Origin of the sequence: Bacillus sp. MYb56 (assembly GCF_002976445.1) — a bacterium.
In the GTDB taxonomy this organism is placed as follows: domain Bacteria; phylum Bacillota; class Bacilli; order Bacillales; family Bacillaceae_G; genus Bacillus_A; species Bacillus_A mycoides.
This window is the reverse complement of sequence record NZ_PCOH01000036.1, coordinates 1-24174: the sequence shown is the minus strand read 5'-3', so window position 1 is coordinate 24174 and position 24174 is coordinate 1. Positions and strand designations below refer to the sequence as shown.

General features: G+C 35.4%; 23 protein-coding genes and 7 pseudogenes. 23 read left to right on the top strand and 7 right to left on the bottom strand.

Going from position 1 to position 24174, the window contains the following annotated elements; translation table 11 throughout:
- Positions 1 to 21 precede the first annotated feature (21 nt).
- The 10 genes and pseudogenes from CQ058_RS27010 to CQ058_RS26960 all read left to right on the top strand — a co-directional run bounded on the left by CQ058_RS27010 (position 22) and on the right by CQ058_RS26960 (position 9637).
- Positions 22 to 2106, top strand: a complete 2085-nt coding sequence (locus CQ058_RS27010; RefSeq protein WP_002191686.1) for a serine hydrolase domain-containing protein — start codon at positions 22 to 24, stop codon at positions 2104 to 2106.
- 222 nt (positions 2107 to 2328) lie between these two features.
- Positions 2329 to 2538 (top strand): annotated as a pseudogene (locus tag CQ058_RS32935) (S-layer homology domain-containing protein); the annotation flags it as partial.
- Positions 2539 to 3064: 526 nt separating this feature from the next.
- Complete coding sequence (locus CQ058_RS27000; RefSeq protein ID WP_002191687.1) at positions 3065 to 3658, top strand: TasA family protein; 594 nt, start codon at positions 3065 to 3067, stop codon at positions 3656 to 3658.
- 591 nt (positions 3659 to 4249) lie between these two features.
- On the top strand, positions 4250 to 4543 hold the full coding sequence (locus CQ058_RS26995) for an ArsR/SmtB family transcription factor (RefSeq protein WP_002144281.1): 294 nt from the start codon (positions 4250 to 4252) through the stop codon (positions 4541 to 4543).
- Between the two features lie 586 nt (positions 4544 to 5129).
- Entirely contained in the window at positions 5130 to 5750 is a 621-nt protein-coding gene (locus tag CQ058_RS26990; protein ID WP_002191688.1) for a DsbA family protein, read from the top strand.
- A gap of 179 nt (positions 5751 to 5929) precedes the next feature.
- Positions 5930 to 6750, top strand: a pseudogene (locus CQ058_RS32450) (MBL fold metallo-hydrolase).
- Between the two features lie 195 nt (positions 6751 to 6945).
- A complete protein-coding gene (gene tnpA, locus CQ058_RS26975; protein WP_033728286.1) occupies positions 6946 to 7356 on the top strand; it encodes an IS200/IS605 family transposase in 411 nt (136 codons plus the stop codon).
- A complete protein-coding gene (locus CQ058_RS26970; RefSeq protein WP_105590069.1) occupies positions 7353 to 8432 on the top strand; it encodes an RNA-guided endonuclease InsQ/TnpB family protein in 1080 nt (359 codons plus the stop codon). Before tnpA ends, CQ058_RS26970 begins: the two co-directional genes overlap by 4 nt.
- 142 nt (positions 8433 to 8574) lie before the next feature.
- Positions 8575 to 8955, top strand: coding sequence for a nuclear transport factor 2 family protein (locus tag CQ058_RS26965; protein ID WP_002191695.1), 381 nt, complete (start codon positions 8575 to 8577; stop codon positions 8953 to 8955).
- A 154-nt stretch (positions 8956 to 9109) separates the two neighbouring features.
- The gene (locus CQ058_RS26960; RefSeq protein ID WP_002193497.1) at positions 9110 to 9637 is read left to right on the top strand and encodes a nuclear transport factor 2 family protein; all 528 of its coding nucleotides are present in this window, start codon (positions 9110 to 9112) and stop codon (positions 9635 to 9637) included.
- A 398-nt stretch (positions 9638 to 10035) separates the two neighbouring features.
- Here the strand turns inward: CQ058_RS26960 and CQ058_RS31930 are convergent, their stop codons facing one another.
- Entirely contained in the window at positions 10036 to 10197 is a 162-nt protein-coding gene (locus CQ058_RS31930; protein ID WP_000628515.1) for a hypothetical protein, read from the bottom strand.
- A gap of 196 nt (positions 10198 to 10393) precedes the next feature.
- Here CQ058_RS31930 and CQ058_RS32785 point away from each other — a divergent pair.
- Positions 10394 to 10519: pseudogene (locus CQ058_RS32785) on the top strand (N-acetylmuramoyl-L-alanine amidase); the annotation flags it as partial.
- 426 nt (positions 10520 to 10945) lie between these two features.
- Here the strand turns inward: CQ058_RS32785 and CQ058_RS26950 are convergent.
- Together CQ058_RS26950 and CQ058_RS26945 are read right to left on the bottom strand one after the other, a co-directional pair.
- Complete coding sequence (locus CQ058_RS26950; RefSeq protein WP_002191698.1) at positions 10946 to 11209, bottom strand: hypothetical protein; 264 nt, start codon at positions 11207 to 11209, stop codon at positions 10946 to 10948.
- A 134-nt stretch (positions 11210 to 11343) separates the two neighbouring features.
- Entirely contained in the window at positions 11344 to 11919 is a 576-nt protein-coding gene (locus CQ058_RS26945) for a sunset domain-containing protein (RefSeq protein WP_002191699.1), read from the bottom strand.
- Between the two features lie 124 nt (positions 11920 to 12043).
- Between CQ058_RS26945 and CQ058_RS26940 the strand changes: the two genes are divergently transcribed.
- Positions 12044 to 12628, top strand: coding sequence for a restriction endonuclease (locus CQ058_RS26940; RefSeq protein WP_105590068.1), 585 nt, complete (start codon positions 12044 to 12046; stop codon positions 12626 to 12628).
- On the opposite strand, the gene CQ058_RS26935 is transcribed toward CQ058_RS26940, so the two are convergent.
- Both CQ058_RS26935 and CQ058_RS32445 read right to left on the bottom strand, forming a co-directional pair.
- Positions 12625 to 12780: a helix-turn-helix transcriptional regulator gene (locus CQ058_RS26935; RefSeq protein ID WP_374954491.1), complete on the bottom strand. Its 156-nt coding sequence runs from the start codon at positions 12778 to 12780 to the stop codon at positions 12625 to 12627. The genes CQ058_RS26940 and CQ058_RS26935 overlap by 4 nt on opposite strands.
- A gap of 47 nt (positions 12781 to 12827) precedes the next feature.
- Positions 12828 to 13649, bottom strand: a pseudogene (locus tag CQ058_RS32445) (right-handed parallel beta-helix repeat-containing protein); the annotation flags it as partial.
- A 108-nt stretch (positions 13650 to 13757) separates the two neighbouring features.
- Between CQ058_RS32445 and CQ058_RS26925 the strand changes: the two are divergent.
- The 7 genes and pseudogenes from CQ058_RS26925 (at position 13758) to CQ058_RS31925 (ending at position 18666) form a co-directional block, all read left to right on the top strand.
- Entirely contained in the window at positions 13758 to 13907 is a 150-nt protein-coding gene (locus CQ058_RS26925) for a Fur-regulated basic protein FbpA (protein ID WP_306472375.1), read from the top strand.
- 94 nt (positions 13908 to 14001) lie between these two features.
- A pseudogene (locus CQ058_RS26920) lies at positions 14002 to 14574 on the top strand (dUTP diphosphatase).
- 1349 nt (positions 14575 to 15923) lie between these two features.
- A complete protein-coding gene (locus CQ058_RS26915; protein WP_033728287.1) occupies positions 15924 to 16457 on the top strand; it encodes a hypothetical protein in 534 nt (177 codons plus the stop codon).
- 20 nt (positions 16458 to 16477) lie between these two features.
- Positions 16478 to 16900, top strand: coding sequence for a YopX family protein (locus CQ058_RS26910; protein ID WP_002191399.1), 423 nt, complete (start codon positions 16478 to 16480; stop codon positions 16898 to 16900).
- 80 nt (positions 16901 to 16980) lie between these two features.
- Positions 16981 to 17193, top strand: coding sequence for a hypothetical protein (locus CQ058_RS26905; protein ID WP_033728268.1), 213 nt, complete (start codon positions 16981 to 16983; stop codon positions 17191 to 17193).
- Positions 17194 to 18024: 831 nt separating this feature from the next.
- Entirely contained in the window at positions 18025 to 18255 is a 231-nt protein-coding gene (locus tag CQ058_RS26900) for a hypothetical protein (protein WP_002191401.1), read from the top strand.
- 264 nt (positions 18256 to 18519) lie between these two features.
- Positions 18520 to 18666, top strand: coding sequence for a hypothetical protein (locus tag CQ058_RS31925; RefSeq protein ID WP_002191402.1), 147 nt, complete (start codon positions 18520 to 18522; stop codon positions 18664 to 18666).
- A 131-nt stretch (positions 18667 to 18797) separates the two neighbouring features.
- Here the strand turns inward: CQ058_RS31925 and CQ058_RS26895 are convergent, their stop codons facing one another.
- The gene (locus CQ058_RS26895; protein ID WP_002144261.1) at positions 18798 to 19013 is read right to left on the bottom strand and encodes a spore germination protein; all 216 of its coding nucleotides are present in this window, start codon (positions 19011 to 19013) and stop codon (positions 18798 to 18800) included.
- Between the two features lie 142 nt (positions 19014 to 19155).
- Here CQ058_RS26895 and CQ058_RS26890 point away from each other — a divergent pair.
- A pseudogene (locus CQ058_RS26890) lies at positions 19156 to 19444 on the top strand (hypothetical protein).
- Positions 19445 to 19583: 139 nt separating this feature from the next.
- A complete protein-coding gene (locus CQ058_RS26885) occupies positions 19584 to 20291 on the top strand; it encodes an IS6 family transposase (RefSeq protein ID WP_105590067.1) in 708 nt (235 codons plus the stop codon).
- A gap of 43 nt (positions 20292 to 20334) precedes the next feature.
- On the opposite strand, the gene CQ058_RS26880 is transcribed toward CQ058_RS26885, so the two are convergent.
- Positions 20335 to 20718 carry a hypothetical protein gene (locus tag CQ058_RS26880; protein WP_002191405.1) on the bottom strand — a complete coding sequence of 128 codons (384 nt, stop codon included), beginning with the start codon at positions 20716 to 20718 and terminating at the stop codon, positions 20335 to 20337.
- A 163-nt stretch (positions 20719 to 20881) separates the two neighbouring features.
- Here CQ058_RS26880 and CQ058_RS26875 point away from each other — a divergent pair, with 163 nt between their 5' ends.
- A complete protein-coding gene (locus CQ058_RS26875; protein WP_002187103.1) occupies positions 20882 to 23212 on the top strand; it encodes a glycoside hydrolase in 2331 nt (776 codons plus the stop codon).
- Between the two features lie 681 nt (positions 23213 to 23893).
- Positions 23894 to 24174, top strand: a pseudogene (locus CQ058_RS26865) (S-layer homology domain-containing protein); the annotation flags it as partial.

The window sequence follows — 24174 nt, the reverse complement described above, 5'->3', positions numbered from 1 at the left end:
ATCTAAGGAGGCAATTCCCTCATGAAAAATAAACTAACTGGTGTATTAGCCGCTACATTAGCGCTAACTATGATTCTACCAACAGGGGCGAAAGCATTTTCTGACAGTAAGACTACAGTTGTATCTAACACAGAAGTAGCTAGCCAAGAGCTGAAGAAGATTGCAGCAGAGAAGGCTGCGCTACTCACGAAGTCCCATGGGACGACTAGCGTGCAGTATGCGCTAATTGATAATGGCAAGCTTACTTTGTCGGGGCAGGCTGGAAAGAACGATATGGAAGGGGAACAGCCACTAACAAAAGATACTCTATACGGGATTGGTTCAGTCAGTAAAATGTATGCAACAGCGGCTGTAATGAAATTGGTCGACGAAGGAAAAGTCGATTTGGATGCTCCTGTGGTCAACTATGTTCCTGATTTTAAGATGAAAGATGGGCGGTACAAACGCATTACCCCGCGTATGTTGTTGAATCACTCCTCCGGTTTGCAAGGTTCCACGTTAAGTAATGCATTTTTATTTAACGATAATGATACCTATTCCCATGATTTCTTGTTGCAGCAATTGTCCAACCAGAGCCTGAAAGCAGACCCTGGCGCGTTCTCGGTATACTGCAACGATGGCTTTACGCTGGCCGAAATTTTGGTGGAAAGAGTCAGCGGTATGAGCTTTACCGAATTTCTACATCAACGGTTTACAGAACCCTTAAAGATGAATCATACAAAAACGCCGCAGGACAAATGGAGAAACGAAAAGCGGGCTGGACTTTATTTTCCGGCGTACCAAGGGCAGCTTCCAATTGAATCGGTGAATGTGATTGGTACGGGAGGGGTCTCTTCCACGGCAGAAGATATGGTACGATTCTCACAATTATTTATGGGACAGGGAAAAGGGATCCTCTCTGATAAGGTAGTCAAGGCAATGGAGCAAGAGGAATATAAAAAAGGAATGTGGCCGGGGGATGGAGATAATATTTTTAACTATGGTCTTGGCTGGGATAGTGTGAAACTATACCCATTCAGTGAATATGGGATAAAAGGCTTGGCTAAGGGCGGCGACACGGCACTGCAACATGCTATACTGGTCGTGCTTCCGGAACAGAAAATGGCAGCGGCTGTGTTGTCATCCGGTGGACGAAGTTCTACAAATCAACTGCTGGCAACTGAATTGCTGCTCGCGGTGCTTAAAGAGAAGGGTACAATTAAGAGCATCAAGCCGAACAAATCTTTTGGCAAGCCGGTAAAGGTCAAGATGCCTCAAGATGTGGCAAAGAAAGCGGGCTTTTATGGCAATAGCGAAACTCATTTCAAAATTGAAATTACGAAGAATGGAGAACTGTTATTACCATCTAATCGAGAAGAAAAATATGTATATACTGCGGATGGAAGCTTTATTAATGAGAAGGGTACTTCTAAGCTCAACTTTGTCACCGAGAAGAATGGAAGAACTTATTTGAGGGAGAGCACATATAAATCGACACCAGACTTAGGGCAAGGTGCGATGACTCACTATTTAGCCGAGAAACTAGAAGACAATGTGCTATCGAAGAAAACCGCTGCCGCATGGGCGAAGCGGGAAGGTGTCAAGTTCTATCTCGTGAATGAGAAATTTAGTTCTATTGAATATCTCGTACAACCGAAACTTATTACCACACAAATTACTCGTAAGGAAGGCCTGGCGGGCTATTGGGAGGGCAGAAAAATTACAGGTCCGAACACCGCGACGCATCAGCTCCAGATCCCCGTGATGAATGGACGTGATACGACGGAAACTCATTTCTATACAGAAGGCGGCAATGAATATATGGAAATGGCCGGGTTGTTATACGTAAGTGGAACCAACGTAAAACCACTTGATGCTGGCCAATCATCCAAAGTTACGCTGCAAGCAAATGGGCATGCTAAATGGTTTACGATCCCGCAAGCGGCAGCAGGAAAAAGGATGACCGTGACATTGCCATCGAAGGGTGCGTTCGCGGTGTATGATGAGAATGGAGTATGCGTCAACTTTACCATCGTGAGCGGCAATAACAAAGTAAAACTGCCGAAGAATGGAACGGTTGTAATTGCTGGGGCACCGAACTCAGAATTTGCAATTACGTTGAACTAGCTACAATTCAAGATGGATTTCAACAAAACCAGTACGACACAGGAACGGTGTTTTGCTGGTTTTGTTTGTATTTACGTATTATCTTTAAGAAGAGAGTTTCAACGAATAATATCACGCTCAAACTCTGCAAAAACAGCTATCATACCAAATCAGGGCAATCATCATTTGCTCCATTAATCTTCTTGATGTAAATACGTTCGCAGCCGGTATTATGATGTACAAGCCCTATACGATACAGGAATTATCCAAGGTGTTTCAGCTACTAAGTTTACGCCATATGGCACACTCACACGTCAACAGGCTGCACTTATGTTAGAACGAACTCTAGAATATCTAGGTGTAGAAAAAGAGTCAAATATAGGGCCCTACCCCATCGCTATCAAGCTAAGAAAAGTAAATACCCCCAGAACGAAATTTTGTGCTAACTTGTAGCAAAAAAGCTCATTTTTTTGTTTTGGGGTAATTCTGAATTCTTAAGTTGATTGGCATGTGGCGGTACCCCTGATAGGGCATGCGATAAAGTGCTATTAAATTCGAGGAAGCCAAAGTATAAAAGGGGCATTGATTGCAGCTCGAATATCTTTTACTGATTTATTGCATATAAAAGTAGCTGCACAAAAGTACAGCCACTCTTTTCTTGAAAACATTATTAGAAAAGATCAAAAGGTATACGTACCTTTTGAAGTGTTAGAATACTCCTGAAGAAATAAATAATTCTAATTATAAAGGGCAGTTAATATTAATTCGTTTTTGGTATAGGTTTTGATCATTATAAATCCAATTTTTCTAGTTTTGGGACGTTTCATTTACAGAAGATAGATAATAACAAAATTTTCTCAATAAGGAATTTACTGCTTTTAATATAATTTTTTAACAATTCATGGTATATCTATATTAAGGGGACCTTTTCGGTTGATTAGGGAGAAAGATTATAAAAATGATATGGGAGGAACAAAAAATGTCATTGAAAAAGAAATTAGGTGTTGGAGTGGTTTCAGCTGCTCTGGGTTTATCTTTAATTGGTGGGGGAACATATGCATATTTTAGCGATCAAGTGGTAACAAAAAATTCATTTGCTGCAGGTACATTGGATTTAGCTATGCAGCCAACTACTTCACTTAACTTAGAAAATTTAAAACCTGGGGACAAAATATTAAAGAAATTCAATTTAAAAAATAGTGGTACATTAGATATTAAAGATATCATGATGAAAATAGACTATACTGTAAACGATTTAAAACAAAATAACACTACAGAAGATTTAGGTAAACATATTAAAGTACAATTTCTTTGGGATTGGGATCCTGCAAAAAGCCCTGTATACGAGACAACTCTTGCAGAACTAAAATCACAAAGCCCAGAGATTGCCTCCAAAAAAGTATTTCATTCTAAGTGGACTGAAACAGGAGGATTAAAACCTGGGAAAATGGATTGGTTTTGGATAAAGTTTATATTTGAAGACAACGGAACAGATCAAAACGTGTTCCAAGGGGATAGTATTGCGCTAAAAATGGAGTTCCAAGCCAATCAAACAGATGGACAAGAAAGATAAATGTAAGAGCATAATACTGGTAAAAAGTAAAACTGAGCTTATGCCTTTTAATAATTTAAAAGAATGATTACTACATATCTATACCAAAAGCCATTGATATCAGCATTTGCGCATGATATTAATGGCTTTTGTAAGTTTAACATTTTGAATGTTTTGTAAAACTAACATTTAATTTATAAATAGAAGAAAAAAATAGCCAAAAGTCGTAGAGCGTTTAAGAGAGTAAATAACGACTCTCTTTTTTTTGCTTTTGTATTTTTATAGGTATCCATATACATTGAATAAGGAAATCCCCACGCTGCAATCAAGCTAAGAAAAGCATAAATCCCCAAAAAGTAAAATTGAGATCCCCAGAGTAAAAATCATTGTTTTTGGGTAGCATAAAACCTTAGTATGTTAGCGATGTGATGCTAACCCAAATTTGAACCCTATTCCTCAATGAATCAAACAATTTAACATGGTTAATCTCTTGTTTAAGCTATAAAGCAGATAAGAAATATATTTTCTCAACAGGATAAAAGGTATTCATCTATAAGTACTATGTATAAGGATAATAGGAAAATAGAAATAAATAATAAAGGGGAATGTGAAATGATAGCATTAAAAAATGATCGAAATGTAAAAGAAATTTCGGAAGAGAACGTAGATTTATTAAAGGTTATGGCGCATCCAGTACGATTACAAATTGTAAATGAATTAATGCATCATAAAAAATGCAATGTTACACAGTTAACGGAAATATTAAGACTCCCTCAATCCACTGTTTCACAGCATTTATCAAAATTGAGAAAAACCGTACTCCGTACAGAAAGAAGAGGATTAGAGGTGCATTATTATATTGATAATGCTAAAGCTCGTCAAATTGTAGGAATTTTGGGTCTGTAGGTTAATAATATGCAAAAAAGTTTCCTGTTATAAAGTAGGAGGCTTTTTTATATTTGTATATAGTAATTTTATTTTTGTGAGGATTACTGTGTAAATAAGAAAATATTGCTCATAGAATTTCTGTACATTTGAAAGGAGTGTAATGAGATAAGGTCTACTTATTTATTTTCGATAGAGCTTATAATTATGTTTATGTTATTAAATTTTAAAAAAGAATTGACTTCTGTTTTAGTTGTAACTATTATAGTTACAATTCATTCTGCTTTATGTAAAAATACGGTTAGTATATTTATTTAAGGAAGGTGGCCCACACATTGTCGCTCAGTCTAGAAAGTCACTAAAAGATTAAAGGTAATGCATATTCCAAACTATAGTATTTTCTGCTTTGGGGCAATAATGTGTAGCCTTATCTTTTGTTAAAAATCTTAGTTGATTTTTTTGAAAGGGTTAGTTTTGGGGAAATATAGTAAGGTAGCTCATAAAAAAACAAGATATAAAAAAGATGTACTTATATAAACCAAAAAGTTAGCTGAGAATTTTAAGTGATAGCTGGACTGGTTAATAAAAATAAAGGTAGGAGATTTAAATGAAGACGAAACAAGATAATCTTATATACGTATGGGACGCATATTGTGGATGGTGCTATGGATTTTCAGAAAGTATTAAAGGATTTTACAAAGAACACACTGAAGTGCCGTTAACAGTTTTATGTGGAGGATTATTTTTAGATGATTTACCAATAAAAAATTTCTCATATATAGAAGAGGGAAATAAAAGAATTAATCAACTTACAGGTGCAGAATTTGGTCCTTCATATCAAAAATTGGTGGAAGAAGGGACTTTTAAAATGAATTCGAAAGATGCTGCAATTGGCTTTTCAGCTTTACGCTCATTAGCGCCAAACCGTTTGTTAGAATTCACTTCGGCTATGCAAACAGCGTTTTATTATGAGGGACAAAGTCTGAGTGACCCTGAAACATATCGTAAGATTGCAATTGAGCATGGTTTGAACCCTGAACAAGTACTTGAACGTTTAAACGCTCAAGAAACAATTGTAGATGTCCAAAATGATTTTAATAAGGTTCGACAGCTTGGTGTTAATAGTTATCCTTCTTTGCTTTTACAAAAGGATAATCAAATTATCCCTATTGGTGGTGGAGTAATGACGCCAGATAAAATTGAAGCACGTTTTAAAAATTTATATTAAGGAATTTTAGGTTAAGGTATATAACATTTAATTTTTAAAGAAGGCTAGAAGTGGATGGAATTAAATCTTTCTTATAACAGTTATAGTTTCAATTTGTTTTTAAAGAGTGAGCTTCTGTCGGAACAAGATAAAAATGTGTTATCTATTTAATAACTTTAACAAAAGGAGAATAACATTCTATGTTTAAAACAATCGATACAAATCAAAAAGATGTGAAATTGACAGTGTTTAGTTCGGACGAAAAAAGTTTTATGGTCACTGCAACCTTAGTTGAGAAAGAGGGACATGCATTTTTAATAAATTCAAAATTCACTCAATCTGATTCGAAAGAAATTGTTAATTATCTGAAAAAAACAACTTATCTCTAGATAAAATCTTTGTTATTCATGGGGATCCAGATTACTACTTTGGATTAGAAAGTATTAAAGCAGTATATCCAAAAGCTATAGCGTATGCTACAGAGTCTACTGTTGAACATATTGTTCATTCTGTCTTAGGGAAATTAAAAGTTTGGAAAGATGCACTTGGAGAAAATGCGCCAAGCAACGTGGTATTACCTCAAGTGTTTAAAGAAAAATCTATTGATTTTCAGGGGTTAACATTTGAACTAGTAGGCTTAGATCATTACAGAACTAGCTTATTTAATAAAGAGCTAAAATTATTAATTGGTGGTATTGATGTATTTAACGAAATACATGTGTTCTTAGCGGATACTAGCTCAAAAGCAGCAATGGAGGCATGGATTGAAAACTTGAAAGTATTACAAGCATTAAATGCCGACATAATTGTACCGAGCCATGGATCAATCGAAAAATCCTTAAATAATCAAGCACTTACTGCGACAATAGATTATCTAAGAACTGCGGTTCAAACTTCTGAAGGAAGTAAAACTTCAAAAGATTTTGTAGCGAAACTTGAAGCAGCATATCCAGGCTATGCAAATAAAGGTGTATTAGAATTAAGTGCAAAAGTTGTAACAAAAGAAATGCCATGGGGTTAATGTAATGAATAAATATCAAAAACTATTACAACCCTTCTCGAACGAGAAAGCCCATCGCCTTTAGGCATGGGATGAAAGTGAGGTTAGATACGAAGTGCTACTAAATAACCGCAAGGTTTTTGGCACTTTAGGTATCCCAAAAGTGTGGGTATCCTTTATGTTGTAGTTTCACAATCAAACTGATACATTGTAAGCATGATAAATGATTATAGAAAAACCAAAACTACCGTTTCATTAATTAACTACCATTTTGTGTTTTGTCCACGATACAGAAGAAAGATTTTTCTTAACGCAAAAGTAGAAGAACGTTTCAATGCGTTGGTTCAAGAGCTATGTAACGAACTAGATATTGTTATTATTGCAATGCAATTTGACAAAGACCATGTTCACTTGTTCTTAAATACACTACCAACACTTAGCCCTGCTGATATTATGGCGAAAATTAAAGGAGTGACGTCGAAGCGTTTAAGAGAAGAATTTTCTCATCCCGCGCATTTTCCAAGTCTGTGGACACGTTCCTATTTTATTTCTACTGCTGGGAATGTATCAAGTGAAACAATACAACATTATGTTGAAAGTCAAAAAACGAGGGGATGGAACTTGTGACACAAACCATCACGGTTAAAGTTAAATTGCTTCCGACAAAAGAACAAAATAGGCTATTGGAACAAAGTAGTTCTGAGTATATTAAACTCATTAATACACTGGTATCTGAAATGGTTGAAGCGAAGAAAAGCATGAAGAAAAGCACAAAGGATATTGAAGCCAACCTTCCAAGTGCGGTTAAAAATCAAGCGATTAAAGATGCGAAAAGTGTATTTTCTACAAAAGTGAAAAAGAGTAAATACAGAATTGTTCCGATTCTAAAAAGACCTGTTTGCGTGTGGAATAACCAAAACTATTCATTTGACTTCACGCACATTTCAATGCCCTTTATGGTAAATGGAAGGTCAACTAGGTTAAAGATTCGTGCTTTATTAACCAACAAATACAATCGCAATTTTGAATTGTTGAAACACACGTTAGGCACACTTCGTATCACAAAGAAATCTGCTAAATGGATCGCTCAAATATCTGTCACAATCCCTACAAACGAAAAAATGGGAACAAAGATTTTAGGAGTGGACTTAGGTGTCAAAGTTCCTGCGGTGGCCATCACAGACGATGATAAGGTTCGTTTCTTCGGAAACGGTAGACAAAACAAATATATGAAACGTAAGTTTCGTAGCATTCGTAAGAAGTTAGGAGAAGCTAAGAAATTGAATGCCCTTCGGCAACTTGATGATAAAGAACAAAGATGGATGCAAGACCAAGACCACAAAGTGAGTCGTGAAATCGTTGATTTCGCAACGAATAATAATATCTCTGTCATTCGATTAGAGCAACTAACGAACATTAGACAGACGGCACGAACAAGCCGTAAAAACGAAAAAAATCTACACACTTGGTCATTCTTTCGTCAAGCGCAATTCATCGAGTACAAAGCGAAATTAGTTGGCATAAAGGTTGAATATGTGAATCCTTCTTATACAAGTCAAACATGTCCCCAGTGTTCTGAAAAGAACAAAGCACAAGATAGAAAATATAAGTGCCCATGCGGATTTGAGAAGCATCGTGATATCGTTGGGGCGATGAACATTCGCTACGCAACTGTGGTTGATGGTAATAGTCAATCAGCCTAAGAACCTATATGGTCTGTCTTAGGAGGGGTGATGGCACACCCTCATCTTGAAGGCTGTTCAAAACAGAAATGAACTGCGAACGGTTAGTCATTCAAGAATCCCATCCGTTACACCGTAAGGTGTAGGACTTGCGGCTTTAGCCGTGGGAGTGTCAAATGAAACGTATGTGTTAACTGGCGAAGGAAAATTGGATGCTTTCAAAATGTATTTAAGTGAAAATGTATCTTGGACAGAAGCTGCTGGGTTTCTATATGCAGGTACTTATATAGGTCCAGATGAAGTAGTGAAAAACGTACATGAACGTCTTGGCACGGAATGGGATAACTATAGTGCAAAAGATGAAATTTATACATTTAATAACAATACTGTTATCGTGTATGGAAAATATAGAGGAACATATAAGGAAACAGGGAAATCATTTGTAGCAGATTTTTGTCATCTTTATGAGTTTGATGAGAACGATAAGGTTAAGAAGTTTATTCAAATTGTGGACAGTGCAACTGTCAATGAGGTATTAAGGTAGAGTTAATCGTTTCTAACATACCTTGTATAAGGAGTAGTGTTAGGATAGACGAATTTTGCTAACATTACCCCTTATAGCACATTTTGGGGAAGGTTTCTCCTTCTTCAAGTATGTTATGGAATATAACCTATATGAATAGAAGAGGTAGGTATAAATGAAATTAGAGAAAAATTTAATAGTAATAATTATTTCTGTGTTTATTTTAGGAATTGTGTCGACTTTGATATTTCAAGCTTCCACAGGTAAAAACAATGGTAACGCAATAAAGAGCGAGAACGTTGCATCAGTATCAAAAGATGATGTGACAGAAAAAGAAAAGAATAAAAAAATGGTAGTAGATTTCTATAATGAGGTTTTTAATAAACATAATATCGATATTATTCCTAAATATGTAAGTGAAGATTATCAGCAACATAATCCTTTTGTTGCTGATGGACGAAAAGCCTTCATGGATTTCTTTAAGGAGGATTTTGTTAAAAATCCTAATTCCTCTGCAGAGATAAAACGTGTAGTAGTAGAAGGCGATACAGTTGCTCTTCATGTACATTCTCGTACTAATTCTCAAGATAAGGGAGTTGCTATAGTGGATATATTTCGTATAAATGATGGTAAGATTGTCGAACATTGGGATGTAATTCAAGAGATTCCAAGTGAGACAGCTAATGATAATACTATGTTTTAGGTAGAAAATATATTGGATTATTGTTTAATGCTGGAGTTGTATAGGTTCTAGAAATTTAGATGAATTATGTATAAGAAGAGTAAAATGAAGGGATGCCCTAGATATGGTACTAGGACATCTCTTTTTGTTTTAATGAGATTTAATGTATCTCATTATTAGCTTTTTGAACCATTCTCATTTCTAAACGAAGTGAAAGTGGGGTTAGCTCAAGCAACACTCATCATGCAAAGGATTCATAAATATTGAAAAATTACCCATCGAATTTGCTGCTGAAAAAGAGAATGAAAAGCCGTGGTAAAGGCTCTGGTAAGGGTTTACACAAAATACGCACAGGTTGAAAAGTAAAAATGTATACTTTTCTATCTGTAGTAATGTTACTTAATAATTACTTATTTCAATTAAATATACAAGGAAATTAAACCAGCTATAACGATTAATGGAAGGATTACTGCAAGTTTATTTTTTAGAGGGACACGTCTGTCTGGGACACCTGGATGGACAACAAAAACGAGTAAAACAATCGCTCCAATAATACCTAAAAGTATGTTAATGGTAATCATCCTCCTATGGAACATCCTTATCAAGATTATAGCACAGTTAAATACTGTTTTAGGGTACGAGTGTTAAATTTGATAAAATATCCCATTCGAGGGGGGCCCTATATCTTTTCGCAAGTTGATGGGGAAAGTGAAAAAATAGAAGTATCTCTAAAGCAGAGATACTTCTATTTTTATATTTCGGTTAATAATTTGAACTTCATTTTTTGGGTTTACTATTGATGCGAATGTAAGTGTAGATGGTTCAACACAATATAAAGTTCACAATAGCAAAGGAAAAACGTACTATGTAACAGCAAATGAAGCTTTTGTATATATGAAGTAAAATAAGAGCTGTCCTTAATTGGGCAGCTCTTATTTTTTATAGGCTAAAAAGGGGGGGGGCACCTGGGCTAAATGGATTGCCTGGAACTCGCGTGAAATGTCGAGCACGGTATTCCCTTGCTGAATCACGCCGACAAAAATAATGCCCGATGTGTTTACGATAATTGGGAAATACAGGTCAGTAGGATAGAAAGAATAGACCGGCTGTTCAGGGTCACCCGGAGTCGTCACCCGAACTACGTAAACAGGGTCAACTGGCAAGGTGTGGGTCTATTGGGTGAAACACCCTTACGCTAAACAACTGCCGAGGTGGAATCGTAAATGTAACCGGTCCAACAAACCGATTGACTCCTTCAGGATCGCAATAGATACACCCGTCGTCACCGGTGCGTACTTCATCGTCCGAACCGCTGTCGTTAACTAGTTCTCAGCAAAGATATCCATAAGAAGGGTATACATCACCATCACAAGTATCTTGGTAATTCTGTACCGCTATAGTTACAGTTTGTGGTTTGTCTGTATGATTAAGTGCAGAAACTTGAATGAAGCCCGTGTCCGCATTACGGAATAAAGGGCCTGATGTATACGTTTGGTAGCGAGGCTCACATTGACATTCACAGTCGTATTTTTTATGCTTCTTCCGGTAGTACTTATGTGACCAATCGTAATAATAGTTTGAGATATTAAGCATGTACCTCCTTTTTAGTACATGTTATGTGAAGAGTGGGAGGCATGATTTGACAGTAACATGGGGTTTGTGCAGATAGTGAGGAGGGAAGAAGTGAATAGAAAAAACCATCTCAAATAGAGACGGCTTTTTTAGTGTTATCTTTTTGATGCTCTATATCCTGCAGCTTGTGCTTCAGCTGCTGAACAAAACATTTCTTCAGCATTCGTTTTATCATAAAACTGTTGACCAGGCATATGATAAATCTTTTCGCCTTTACTATTTTTATTACCTTTAATATTACATGTACCATTCTGTTCTGATGCTTGATTTGTTTTTTGCTGAGGAGTTGCTTCTTTTTGTTTATTTTGATCTTGTTGCTCTTGTTGTTTCTTTAACTCTTGTTGTTTTTGCTGTTCTTCTCGTTGCTTCTGAAGTTCTTGTTGTCTTTTTTGTTCAGCTTCTTGTTGCTTCTGAAATTCTTGCTGTTTTTTTTGTTCAGTTTCTTGTTTCTTTTGCTCTTCTTGTTGTTTTTTCTCCTCTTCTTTTACTTCCTCTGATTTTTTGGATTCCTCTTGCTTAGTAACAGTAGTGGCTTTTTCAGTTTTATCATCATCTGAACCTTTAGTACAAGAACCTATTAAAATAATTAATAAAATAATAATACCTAAACACCCAAAGCATCCGCACCCTCGGCGTTTTTTCTCTTCTTTCTCATTTGCTGACTTTGCCATTTTTATCCCCCTATGTACTGTAAATTCAGCATTTAGTATATCAGATATTGAAAGGAAATTTTACATAAATTTTATTGATAAAAGTAACTTTTGTAAGAAACACTATCTCTATGGAGGTGTGTCTATGTTATATGTTTTTCTAATCATAACAGGAGTACTTTACATTTCATGGTATGTCTACAAAAGAAGAAAAGACCATCATTTATACCAGCTCATCGCGCGTTTTAATAAAGATGAAGAGTTTAAACGTACTTTAGCAATGGGGCTTTATTATCGATTTATGAAGCCATTAGAAAATGAAAAGGGCTCATCAGTATTTATACGTCAAACACCGTTGGAATTTGAAGCATTTGTTGCTGATGTAATTGAAAAGTATTATGGTGGTTCTGCATTAGTAACGGTAGCTACAGGTGACTATGGTGTAGACTTTGAACATACGGTAAACGGTGAATTATATCTTGGTCAGGTGAAGTGTTTGTGTAGCGACATGTCCTATAAAGCAATTGCTCTGGTGCATAGTAACATCGCGAAAAAAAGGGCAAAAGGCGGTTATGTAGTATCAACAGGTGGTTTTTCAAAAAATGCAAAGCACTATGCTGAAGAACTGAATGTACAGTTAATCGATGGATTGAGATTGGCTGAAATGTATATGGATTCTATTGAGGGACATCCGTTACCTCAATACGTGCTAAACCCTGCTAGTAATTAATCAGCAGGGTCTTTTTCTTGTACCTCGTATAAATCATCGACTCTACAATCGAATATTTTTGCTAACTCAAATGCTTTGTCTACTGGAGGATAAGACTTGCCAGTTACATAATTACTCATTTGATTTTGGCTTATATTTAATTTCTGTCTTATAGGGGAGAGATACTGGGCGGAAATAGAGAAGTTTTAGTAGATTTGTTTTATTTTGGAATTAGTTTGAATGAAGGGGAGAATTTGCTAAATTCACTATGTTGCTCATTTCCTTCTTAATTCATACTTGCTTGATAAGATGAAAATTCTTTATACGTTTTTCTTTTCCATTGCCATAAGCCATTATTTTGATCGAATTCACCATAGTAATGATTGTAATCAAGTTTGTTCCCAGTGTTTTTATTAAAATTATTGCTAATAAAAATACGGCTATTACTTGCATAAATGTGGTAATTAGTAATTACATTGTTCCGGATATCTTAATTTAATTCGATTTGGCCACTCTCTTGATCTATTGTGTCATTTTTATAAATAGTATTGTTCGTAATTGTGTTATTTTCAGCATATCCTTGCTGGCTGTCATATCCACCAATTGCAATGCCGCTCATTATATTGTTGGATATTGTATTTCCTCTAACAGTAATTTGACTTGCTCCTTTTCCTGCATGTTCGCTAGCTACTTCAATACCGAGGTCGTTTTCATAGCTTTGATTTTGCTCAATGATAATGTCTTTCCCACCATCCACGTAAATACCATCAGCTGAATATTCATTATAACTAGGATTATTGATGGATGAATTGTGATGGCCAATATTGTTACGAACAATTCCAATGTTGTTATCATGTACTTTGTTATTGGTAACTTCAAAAGAATCTACATTACCATTCACAGCAATTGCTTCACTTAGTCCTAATTTCAAATTTGCTACTTCGTTATTATCTTAGACAATATGATTTAAATTATTTTGTGCATGAGAAGAAGTACCATAGACAGCTATACCGTGTGCATTTCCATTCTTTACATTCGTTTCTGTTCAGACTGAAGATAATAAATTTGAGGGTGTTTTAGGCTGTGTAACAATTAATGAGAAAGATGCTCCAGTAAATTACTTTCCTACAAAAAGTATGGAACTACAATTTTGTGTCGAGGACATGGTGGGGTAATTTTGCATCAACACATCATAGATCAACTGATTGATAGAGGTATTTATAAATCCAAGGACGGGCTTCGAGATTTGTTCGAATGCTCGTTTGAGGAGTTAGTGGAAATGTTGGAGGGAGAAGAGTGAGCTTTAAAAAGGAAATGGCAATTATTTTAGTCAGCTGGCTTTTAATCGGTGTGACTATATTCTTATTAAAATACAAACTTGGAGTGAACTTATAATGATTCAGTTACACACAATTACATCTGAAGAGAAGAAACAAAACTTTGATATTACGTGACTATTTGAAATGCAAAAAGAACTGGATAAACGAATTGGATATAAAGGAAATGACAAAATGGATATGTTATTTCGTGCATTACTGGTGGAGATCAGTGAAGCATGGAATGAAACTCGAGCGTTTAAGATGTGGAGCACAGGATTTGGAGTTCCTAAGAATGGACTATTAGAAGAGTTAATTGATGGTCTCCATTTTTTCATGAACATTGTAATTGAATTAGATAAATGTACATGGAGACATGAACTTATTCCATCGTTCAGTATGCAATCAATTATGAGAAAAGATACGAGCAATGTAAATATGCTGTTCGAATGGTACATGCAAGATGTGTTGACTGCAAAAAGGGCATGGTGTCAGTACAGAGATTTAACTACAACAATGGGGCATTTGAGAAGAGCGTTTGGTATTTTCTTTCGTATTTGCTATTTGTATGGATTTACTTATGAGGAAGTTATTGATTCTTATAAGGAGAAGAATGCGGAAAACTTTGATAGGCAGGATAAAGGATATTAATCAAATTTGAATTTTATTAAAAAATTGGACTAAAAGCATCGATAATGAGATGGGAAAAAGAGCATCATCACTGAAATAAAAAAGCCCTGCACACAGGGCGTATAAAAAGATACCTTAGCAATAACGACGATTAGGGGGACGTATTAGCTAAGGTATCGGTATAGGTGATTGCACACTAAGTATGCAATCAGGAGCATTGTTGAATGTATTGGGTTATTCAACACGTTCAGAATAACACGAAATTTCTGCTAATTAATCCGGTAAATTTATCCTAAAAATATTCGGTAGGATTTTTAGGTCTAAAATATGTTCATAAATTATAACAAAAGCGTTATTTGTGCGACACGTTTCCTCATAAGTGTGCAAACACGAAATAGGAGGGTTATCAGTTTGATAACAACAACTGATTGACTGAAAGTAGGAATGAAAGCCGTCAGGTTGAGCTGAAACTACTTATCTGATACTCCTACATGCAAGGCGTGATAGTAGTCACAAATTGTATGAAGCTAGGTGAAGTCGGCTGAACAAAACCTAAGTGAAAAATCATATGGTGATGGATAGGTCGGGATGCTACAAAATATCTATGGTGAGAATGTCCAGATGGACTGGCGAACTTGCGAATGTACGGGTCTAAACGCTTAATACATTAGAAATGTGTATGTCGTCAATGACGACGTTATCTACCGAAAAGTAAGAGTAAATGATATGAAATTTGGAACATCTAACGATGAAGGTGTAAAGATAACAGGCTTAAAGCAAGCATCTAAGGATATATGTATAGCTAAGTCAATTGGAACGTGGTAAGCAAGAAACTGTCATCAACGCCTACTAGCAGACAGGTGCACATAAGGTCCTAACGAACTGAAATTGCTTCATTCTTGTGAAGGTGGGGACATAGTACCGAAGAAGCATGTAATAAATGTGGAGGGATAGTCCCTAGTCTTGTTCTTTGAAAACTAAATCAATTAGATGTAACTCACAGGATCGAGTAAGATGATGTGACCTTTCGTAAGAAAGGGGAATTAATACGTTGGTGAGTACAACATTGTTTGTAATCTAGTTGCTTTAGTATAGAAGAATAAGATGGGGCGCTGTATGCGATGAAAGTCGCACGTACAGTGTTAAGCGGGGGAAAAGATGGAGATAACTTCAAAGTCATACCTATCGCAACTGTACAAGAATCTTTACAATTTTACGCAGAAACAGCAGGCAACCGATTAAGTTACCTGCTACGTTCTTGCACGGCACGGAGGAGCGCTTTCCGTTTTGAAAGAGTGAAGCCGGGGAGAGATCGGCTTGCAGGTAGTATGTGCAATACAAAAAAGATTATTCGTAAAGGGGAACGGGAAATGAACAAGGATATTCAATTTTTAAAGGAACTGCAGCAGGAATTAAAAACACAGGAAATTGATTGCCAAGCAGCGCCACGCTTTTGGACTTTAATGGATTATAAATGGGTTGTAACAGCAGAAGGGCATCATGACAGAATATCTTTATTCTTTATGGATGATTGCAAAGCTGTAATTGTTGAAGAGTATATTGAAGACATTATTAGTGGTCAACTAGAACATGAATTGACAGAAGAACGGATCGAAGAATTAAAAGAAATGCGCGAATACGAATCAGAAGAAGGTCTTGTTGAGTGGATTAAAGAGAATATCGATGATGATTGCTATTTGATTTACGAAGAGGAAGTATCCTTTATTGTTCAAGATACGATGTTCCTAACAAAAGAAGATGCTAAAAAACATATTGAGGACAATGGGCATCATTACACTAAACAAGTTCACACATACGCAATGACAGCTTGGAGATCACCAAAAGTAGAACGATTGTTGAATATATTAGAAATAATTGATTGGGAGTCAATTAGTACAAAATAGTTATTTTGGAGGGAAAGAGAATGAGAGAGATTAAGTTTCGTGCGTGGGATAAAGAAAAACAATTTATGTTCACTCCTACTGAAATTGAAATAACGCAAGGTGAAAATTTCGGTAAATGGGATAAATGGCGTCCTATGGCATGGAGGGACGATTTGCCTGAAGAAGGTTCAGGCGGTATTGGTCGAGCATTAGGTGATGAATGTGAATTAATGCAATACACAGGATTAAAAGATAAGAACGGAAAGGAAGTTTATGAGGGCGATATTTTAAAAGAAAAAGACATTATTACTGAGGTCGTTTTTCATGACTACCAATGGAAAGAAAAGTTGATAAGTAGTCCACGTAATCATTTGAAAAATTATTTTCCGTTTCGGGATACGTTACCTTTTACCGCAGAGGTGCTAGGTAATATTTATGAAAATTCAGAGCTACTAAAAAAATAATACAAAATCCTTATTTTAGAGAAAGGGATTGTCTGAGATGAGTTTCAGCTAGGCACTAAATAAAATAAATGAAGATGTATATGCAAGCGAAGAAAATGCTAAAAATTATTAAACCAACAAAAGCAAACGTTTTAGCTGTACCTTTCGGAGCAAAAATAGCTAAAACAATTGAGATAGGTATCAAAATTAAAAAAGGACCGGCAAAATACAGATTGAAAAATAAGAATCCAGTTAAAAACATTGAAATGAAACCGAAGTATTCTCTCATTTCGTTATCCTTTCTCGAAAAATGAATTATACAGATTATACCATGCATGAGGGAAGTGAATCAAAGTGATTTTTTAACAAAAACGCTATTTGCGCGATACGTTTCCTCATAAGTGTGCAAACACGAAATAGGAGGGTTATCAATTTGATAACAACAACTGATTGACTGAAAGTAGGAATGAAAGCCGTCAGGTTGAGCTGAAACTACTTATCTGATACTCCTACATGCAAGGCGTGATAGTAGTCACAAATTGTATGAAGCTAGGTGAAGTCGGCTGAACAAAACTTAAGTGAGAAATCATATGGTAATGGATAGGTCGGGATGCTACAAAATATCTATGGTGAGAATGTCCAAATGGACTGGCAAACTTGCGAATGTACGGGTCTAAACGTTTAATATATCAGAAATGTGTATGTCGTCAATGACGACGTTATCTACCGAAAAGTAAGAGTAAATAGTATGAAATTCGGAACATCTAACGATGAGGATGTAAAGATAGCAGGCTCACAGCAAGCACCTAAGGATATATGTATAGCTAAGTCAATCGGAACGTGGTAAGCAAGAAACTGTCACTAACGTCTACTAACAGACAGGTGTATATAAGGTTCTAACGAACCGAAATTACCTTATTCTTGTGAAGGTGGGGACATAGTACCGACGAAGCATGTAACGAATGTGGAGGGATAGTCCCTAGTCTTGTTCTTTGAAAACTAAATCAACTGGATGTAACTCACAGGATCGAGTAAGATGATGTGACTTTTCGTAAGAAAAGGGAATGAATACATTGGTGAGTACAACACTAAGTTTGTAATCTGGTTGCTTTAGTATAAAAGGATAAGATGGGACGCTGTATGCGATGAAAGTCGCACGTACAGTGTTAAGCGGGGGAAAAGATGGAGATAACCTCAAAATCTTACCTATCGCAACGGCAGAAAGGAGGGTGAAGATGGAACGAATTGAAGCTGCTGAAGAATTACTTGAGGAGATGAAGGAATGCTTTTTGAACGGAACATCATTAAGAGTTGAAGCAAATGATTTTAATCTCGTATCTTGGTTGATAGAAGAAGTGAAGCGTAAAACCAAATAAAAATTTCATTTTGTAGAAATAAAAACCCTAGTTTCCTAGGGTAATGGTATAACAGCTCAATATATTTTATTCTTTTGTATTTTAACGTAATATTACGTTGGAAACATCAGGTAAATGTAACCAATTGTAGAAAAAGAGCAGCTAGCAAAAGCTAACTGCTTAATACAGAGAAGAGAAGAACTACAGGGACAGTTAAATGAGTTCTGGCTTATCGCCTGTGTATAGTATTTGCGAATTATTAAATTTTATTCAGGAGGAATGGATTTGAAAAGATATCGCGTTGAATTTACTGAAACTAAATCTTATGAAGCATTTGTGGAGGCACCTGATTTAGATAAAGCAATTGATAAAGTACGTAATGGTCTTGTGGAGGATGAAGAACTAATTGAAAAAGATGTACTTACAGAATAAGAGCAGCTAGCAAAAGCTAACTGCTCAGTCTTGAAGAAGATTTAAATGGTTACAGTACATTAAAGATGGGTTATCTATAGTATGGACGGGATATTGAGTTTTATTCAGGGGGGAGAAGGAAGTGAATAAATTTAAGCTGTCCCAACTTGATTTTGGTCTGCAACATCAGCATCAAATGTGTTTGTTGCACTAACACCGCTAAAAGTATTGACAACAAAACCAACATTTGATGCCCCTGAACCATTATAAGATTTTGTATTCTCTTTTGGAGAAACGTTATAAAAATCGCCTAAGTTGAAAGAACCAGCACTATTTTGTACGACAAGGTTTGCTACAACTGTTGGCATAGTATTCACCTGCTTTCCTAGAAAGTATTTAAATTAGCATATGGTGTATTCGTCTAGAGGTTCATTTGGATCTAAGAATTCGAAGTTATGGCTTATGAAGATTTTAATAAAATAAACCTTTTAAAGAAATGGAGATTAATAAATGGGGAAAAGTCAAAGAGATAAAGGAATGAGACGGGAGAGGGAATTTGCTAGTTTGATAGGTGGTGCTCGTGTACCGCTTTCTGGTGCAATGGACGGGTATTCAAATGATGTGAAGGGTTTTAGGTCTTGAATGGGATGTAAAAGCGAGGAAAGAAGGATTCAAGACGTTATATAACTGGTTGGAGGATGAGCGTGAACAGCCAGATGCACTAGCGATAAAAGCGGATAGAAAACCGTGGTTGGTAGTTATGCCGTTGGATACATTTTTGAAAATGGTGAAGGAGTAGGTTTATGCTTTTTTCTATTTGCTTCAAGAAGTTTTAAGAGTCTTTGAGGTTCTGGTGCAAAAATCGCAAGACTCTTGCAAGTAATCTCCTAAACTTGGACATACTGATAGTATGACTCTAAAAAAGGTGCGTGATCAGTATGGAAAAAGAAAATTTATTTAAATGGAAGCATTATCAGCCTGAACTCATCTTATTAACAGTAAGGTGGTACCTACGGTACAATTTGAGCTTCCGTAACCTGGTGGAAATGATGGAGGAAAGAGGATTATCAATTGCTCACACAACAATTATGCGCTGGGTTCATCAATATGGACCTCAATTAGAAGAGAAAGTACGACATCATCTTAAATCAACAAATGACTCGTGGAGAGCCGATGAAACCTATATTAAAGTAAAAGGTCAATGGATGTACTTATATCGTGCGGTTGATTCAGAGGGCAATACAATTGATTTTTATCTAAGTAAATCAAGAGATAAACAAGCAGCCAAGCGCTTTTTCAAGAAAGCCTTGGCTTTTTCGTATGTTTCTAAACCTCGCGTGATAACAGTAGATAAGAACCCTGCTTATCCTGTAGCGATTCAGGAGTTGAAAGAAGAGAAACATATGCCTGAAGGCATGCAACTAAGGCAAGCTAAATATCTCAATAATATAGTGGAACAAGATCATCGATTTATTAAAAAGCGAGTTCGTTCGATGTTAGGATTGAAATCCTTCCGCACAGCTACATCCATTATTTCTGGAATAGAAGCTATGCATATGGTAAAAAAAGGGCAACTTATTTTACTGGACAAGTCTGTCCAAAATCAAGTGAAGTTCATCCATCAACTATTTGGAATTGTTGCTTAAGACTAGATTCCACTAGGAAACTTTTCGCCTCTTTATATCTTTCCTAAGTATTTGCACCAGAACCATATTTACTTTTGTGGGAGTTCGAAGATTTACAATAAAAGATATTATATGAATAGGAGTACAGCGAATTTATTGAAATATTAGGCGACAGAACAGATAAAATTTCTAGGTAAAATACGTGGATTAATAAAAGAGCTAACTTTACTCTTGATAGGGTAAAATTGGCTCTTTTTATCGTGGCTTGCTTAGCGTGGATTTTTTCCGAAATGCTGGCGGTACCTCTTTTAGAATTCCAAAAATCCATTTTGGAACCTGCACTTTTGTATGTCTCAGCTTTCACATTCATTTCTTGTATCCCTAAGCTCATCATGCCTATTAATGCGACTATCGGTATGATTTTTTCATAAATTCCCCTTCTTTCCATGATAGTTTCCTATTATAAAATAAATCACTGTTGTTACAGAAATGTGACAATTTCAAATAGGGGCACGGCAAGAATTCGTTTTTTTTGAGCCACTCACCATTTTGTCACATTCCTGTCACAATGTATTTGTAGGATAGAAATACAAAAAAGGAGGTTTATAAGTATGAATAAAAAAATGAACAAGCTAGTCATTCCAATTTTGATGAGTTCAATGTGTCTTACATTACCATCCCTGAGTTATGCGCAACAAAAGGATTTTACAACAAAGGGACAAAGCGTGGTTTCTCAATACAAAAATTTCACTTTTGATGTGAATCCTGAAACGGGTGAAATTTTTGTGGAAAAAGATGGTGTAAGAGAAAGTGCTTCCTTACCACTATCGAAGAAAAAAATAACAAATCTAATAAAAAAAGATGATTGTATATCATGGAGTTATCCAGATGACCAAATAGATGTGAAGATTGAAAAGAAAGAGTCTTATTTAAATATTAAGTTAAAATCTACTAAGTCTGAAGGAGCTAATGAATTTACATGGCCTAAAGTAAGTGCGGACAGCTATACGTTACCATTATGGGAAGGAAAAAATATACCTAGCAATGATCCAAACTGGAAAGAATATTTAAAAGATCAAGAGATGTCATTCATAGAAAGTTTTTCTATGAGATTCTTTGCATTGAATAAATCTAATTATTCCATTATGTATATAGCTGAAAAAATGTATAACGATAATATTCATTTCACTGCTGATTCCGATATACAGTTTAGTTTTACACATCAATATCCTTCTATTAATAAGAATAAAGAATATGGATTCAGATTGTATCTAACTGATAAAAACCCTGTCTCGATGGCAAATATTTATAAAAATTATATAAAAGAACAGGGAGAATTTAAGACACTAGAAGAAAAAGCAAAAACAAATCCGAACATTAAAAAATTATATGGTGCTCCTCATATTTATTTTTGGGACCACAGTGGGATTTCAGTAGAAAATATCAAGTGGGATAAATTCACACAAAAAATGGATGAGCCATTTACAAATTGGATGGCACAGTTGTTACAAGAAAATACGGAAGATGGCTCAAAAGATTTTGAAACTGTTATGCAAGATATAAAGAATCAAAAAGCTATCGATAAAAGCCAGCAAAAAGTAATAGTTAATGCGATAAATCAGGTATTAATATTAGAACAACTTTATAATAAAGATATTTTCAGTAATCCAGATACTGGAATGGATGAATTGTTGAAAAAAGGAATCCAAAACTTAAGTGAACAAGAATTATATACACTGAACAAAGGATTAATTAAGAGTAAGTTAACAGAGGCAGTGGATGAAGTAAGTAGATGGGAACAGAAAGAAACAACAGATGTTTTAGTTGATATGAAGAAATCGAATGTTAAAAAAGCATGGATAGGTTTACCTAATTGGGCTAATGGATTAATGAATCCCAAAATGGTAGAAGAAGCAAATAGAATGGGGTATTTAATCGGTCCTTATGATTCATACCACTCGATTCATGAAGTGGGAAGTAGAGAGTGGAATACAGCTTCGTTTAAAGATAAAACTTTATATGAAAACGCTACAATATCGAATGAAAAAGGAGAAAAAGTAGGAGGATTCTTAGGAAAAGGAAGAAAGTTAAATCCAACTTTATCCTTACCTAGTGTGCAAGAACGTGTAGGTGATATTTTACAAAATAATATACCGTTTAATTCTTGGTTTGTCGATTGTGATGCTACAGGTGAAATTTATGATGATTATTCTCCAAATCACATTACTACTCAGGAGCAAGATGTAAAAGCAAGACTGCAAAGAATGAAATATATTAGCGAAGAAAAACATATGGTAGTCGGATCAGAAGGTGGGAATGACTTTGCTAGTAATATAATTGCCTTTGCGCATGGAATAGAAACGCCTGGGATTTGGCCCGACTCTGATATGAGAGATAAAAAGAACCCATATTATGTAGGCGGATATAAATCCACTTCACCAGATGGTGCTATTCCAGAACTGAATGGAAAAACCATACCTATTAAGCCTATTTATAAAAATATTTATAATAATCCTGTATATTCAATTCCGTTATATAAACTTGTATATAATGATTCAATTATTACGACTCACCAATGGTCATGGGGAAGTTTTAGAATTAAGGATGAGATAGGAAATAGAATGTTATCTGAAATGTTGTATAATGTACCACCTTTATATCATATTGATAAAAATGAATGGGAGAAAAGTAAATCCATCATTACCTCTTATTTGAAAGTATGGTCTCCATTTCATGAGAAAGCCGTAACAAAACCAATGACTAATTTTGAAGTATTGTCTGAAGATCGGCAAGTTCAAAGTACGACATTTGGAAATGACATGAAAGTGATTGTGAATTTCTCAAACCAAGATTTCACATATGACAATGAGAATATAAAAGCAAAAACAGCTATAGTATATGATGGGAAGAAAAAGAGTATATTAGAAGTTCCAAAGTACTAAGATACATGACATGGTTTTTGCTGTGAAATAAGGTCGTACTATTTTGAATAAAATTTAACTGTTTGCAAAAAAAGTTGCACCGTTTTGCGTCATTAGATAAAGCTGTCACGGTAAAACCCCTGAGTTTTGATCAAGCTTTATTCCAAACCAACACAAAAAATGGCTTCTGTGTTTTGAAGTCCCTTTTTATTTGTAATCAGGATTTTTGAAAGGTTTTTGAATTTCATAGAAATCAAACGGGATATAAAGTAAATGTTATAGTTTTGTATATTAAAGGTTATTTATGTTATTTAAACTATATTTTTACGAAGGTACTAGAGGGAGTGCCATCATGTATAGTGTGGTTGAAACTGCAAAAGAGAACAATTTAAGTCCTTATCATTCTCTTCGATATTTGTTTGAAACACTCCCCAATATCAATTTAAACAATTATGAAGAGAGATCTGTGTTGGATTCTCTTTTCATTGGTCTTAGTTATGGGGGAACCCTAGTGTTGTGTTATAACCCTGAAATATTGACATATCTAGGCGGACCTATAGATTTCAGTTAATTATATGAAATGAAAAATCAAGTCGTTATTTTGGGGATTCAAACTACCATTATTTAAACTATTATTCACACTAAAAGAAGTACAAGGAGGAAGGTATATCTATTAAAATAGTGAGATATACCAAATTATAAATGAATATTAAATTTAACAAAAAAGTAGTAGCATTAACAGCAGGCTTAACGGTATTATCTTCACCATTGGCATCATTTGCAGAGGAACAACAATTAGTAAACAATAAGCAACCTACAAGCGTTCAGGAACAAGATAAAACAGGCCAACTTCAAGCATCAGATGAACAGGCTTTAAAAAGTATTGAAGCTAGTTTTGAAGGGGTAGACGGACGTGGTGGAGGTACTATCGATAATAAGAAAGCAGACAGTCTTCAACGTTCAGAAGGTATTCATGAAGAAAC

Excerpts from the sequence above, each read along its gene's own strand:
- CQ058_RS27010 (WP_002191686.1), top strand. The coding sequence starts at position 22 with ATGAAAAATAAACTAACTGGTGTATTAGCCGCTACATTAGCGCTAACT.
- CQ058_RS27000 (WP_002191687.1), top strand. The coding sequence starts at position 3,065 with ATGTCATTGAAAAAGAAATTAGGTGTTGGAGTGGTTTCAGCTGCTCTG.
- CQ058_RS26995 (WP_002144281.1), top strand. The coding sequence starts at position 4,250 with ATGATAGCATTAAAAAATGATCGAAATGTAAAAGAAATTTCGGAAGAG.
- CQ058_RS26990 (WP_002191688.1), top strand. The coding sequence starts at position 5,130 with ATGAAGACGAAACAAGATAATCTTATATACGTATGGGACGCATATTGT.
- tnpA (WP_033728286.1), top strand. The coding sequence starts at position 6,946 with ATGATAAATGATTATAGAAAAACCAAAACTACCGTTTCATTAATTAAC.
- CQ058_RS26960 (WP_002193497.1), top strand. The coding sequence starts at position 9,110 with ATGAAATTAGAGAAAAATTTAATAGTAATAATTATTTCTGTGTTTATT.
- CQ058_RS31930 (WP_000628515.1), bottom strand. The coding sequence starts at position 10,197 with ATGATTACCATTAACATACTTTTAGGTATTATTGGAGCGATTGTTTTA.
- CQ058_RS26950 (WP_002191698.1), bottom strand. The coding sequence starts at position 11,209 with ATGCTTAATATCTCAAACTATTATTACGATTGGTCACATAAGTACTAC.
- CQ058_RS26945 (WP_002191699.1), bottom strand. The coding sequence starts at position 11,919 with ATGGCAAAGTCAGCAAATGAGAAAGAAGAGAAAAAACGCCGAGGGTGC.
- CQ058_RS26940 (WP_105590068.1), top strand. The coding sequence starts at position 12,044 with ATGTTATATGTTTTTCTAATCATAACAGGAGTACTTTACATTTCATGG.
- CQ058_RS26915 (WP_033728287.1), top strand. The coding sequence starts at position 15,924 with ATGAACAAGGATATTCAATTTTTAAAGGAACTGCAGCAGGAATTAAAA.
- CQ058_RS26910 (WP_002191399.1), top strand. The coding sequence starts at position 16,478 with ATGAGAGAGATTAAGTTTCGTGCGTGGGATAAAGAAAAACAATTTATG.
- CQ058_RS26905 (WP_033728268.1), top strand. The coding sequence starts at position 16,981 with ATGCAAGCGAAGAAAATGCTAAAAATTATTAAACCAACAAAAGCAAAC.
- CQ058_RS26900 (WP_002191401.1), top strand. The coding sequence starts at position 18,025 with ATGAAAGTCGCACGTACAGTGTTAAGCGGGGGAAAAGATGGAGATAAC.
- CQ058_RS26895 (WP_002144261.1), bottom strand. The coding sequence starts at position 19,013 with ATGCCAACAGTTGTAGCAAACCTTGTCGTACAAAATAGTGCTGGTTCT.
- CQ058_RS26885 (WP_105590067.1), top strand. The coding sequence starts at position 19,584 with ATGGAAAAAGAAAATTTATTTAAATGGAAGCATTATCAGCCTGAACTC.
- CQ058_RS26880 (WP_002191405.1), bottom strand. The coding sequence starts at position 20,718 with ATGGAAAGAAGGGGAATTTATGAAAAAATCATACCGATAGTCGCATTA.
- CQ058_RS26875 (WP_002187103.1), top strand. The coding sequence starts at position 20,882 with ATGAATAAAAAAATGAACAAGCTAGTCATTCCAATTTTGATGAGTTCA.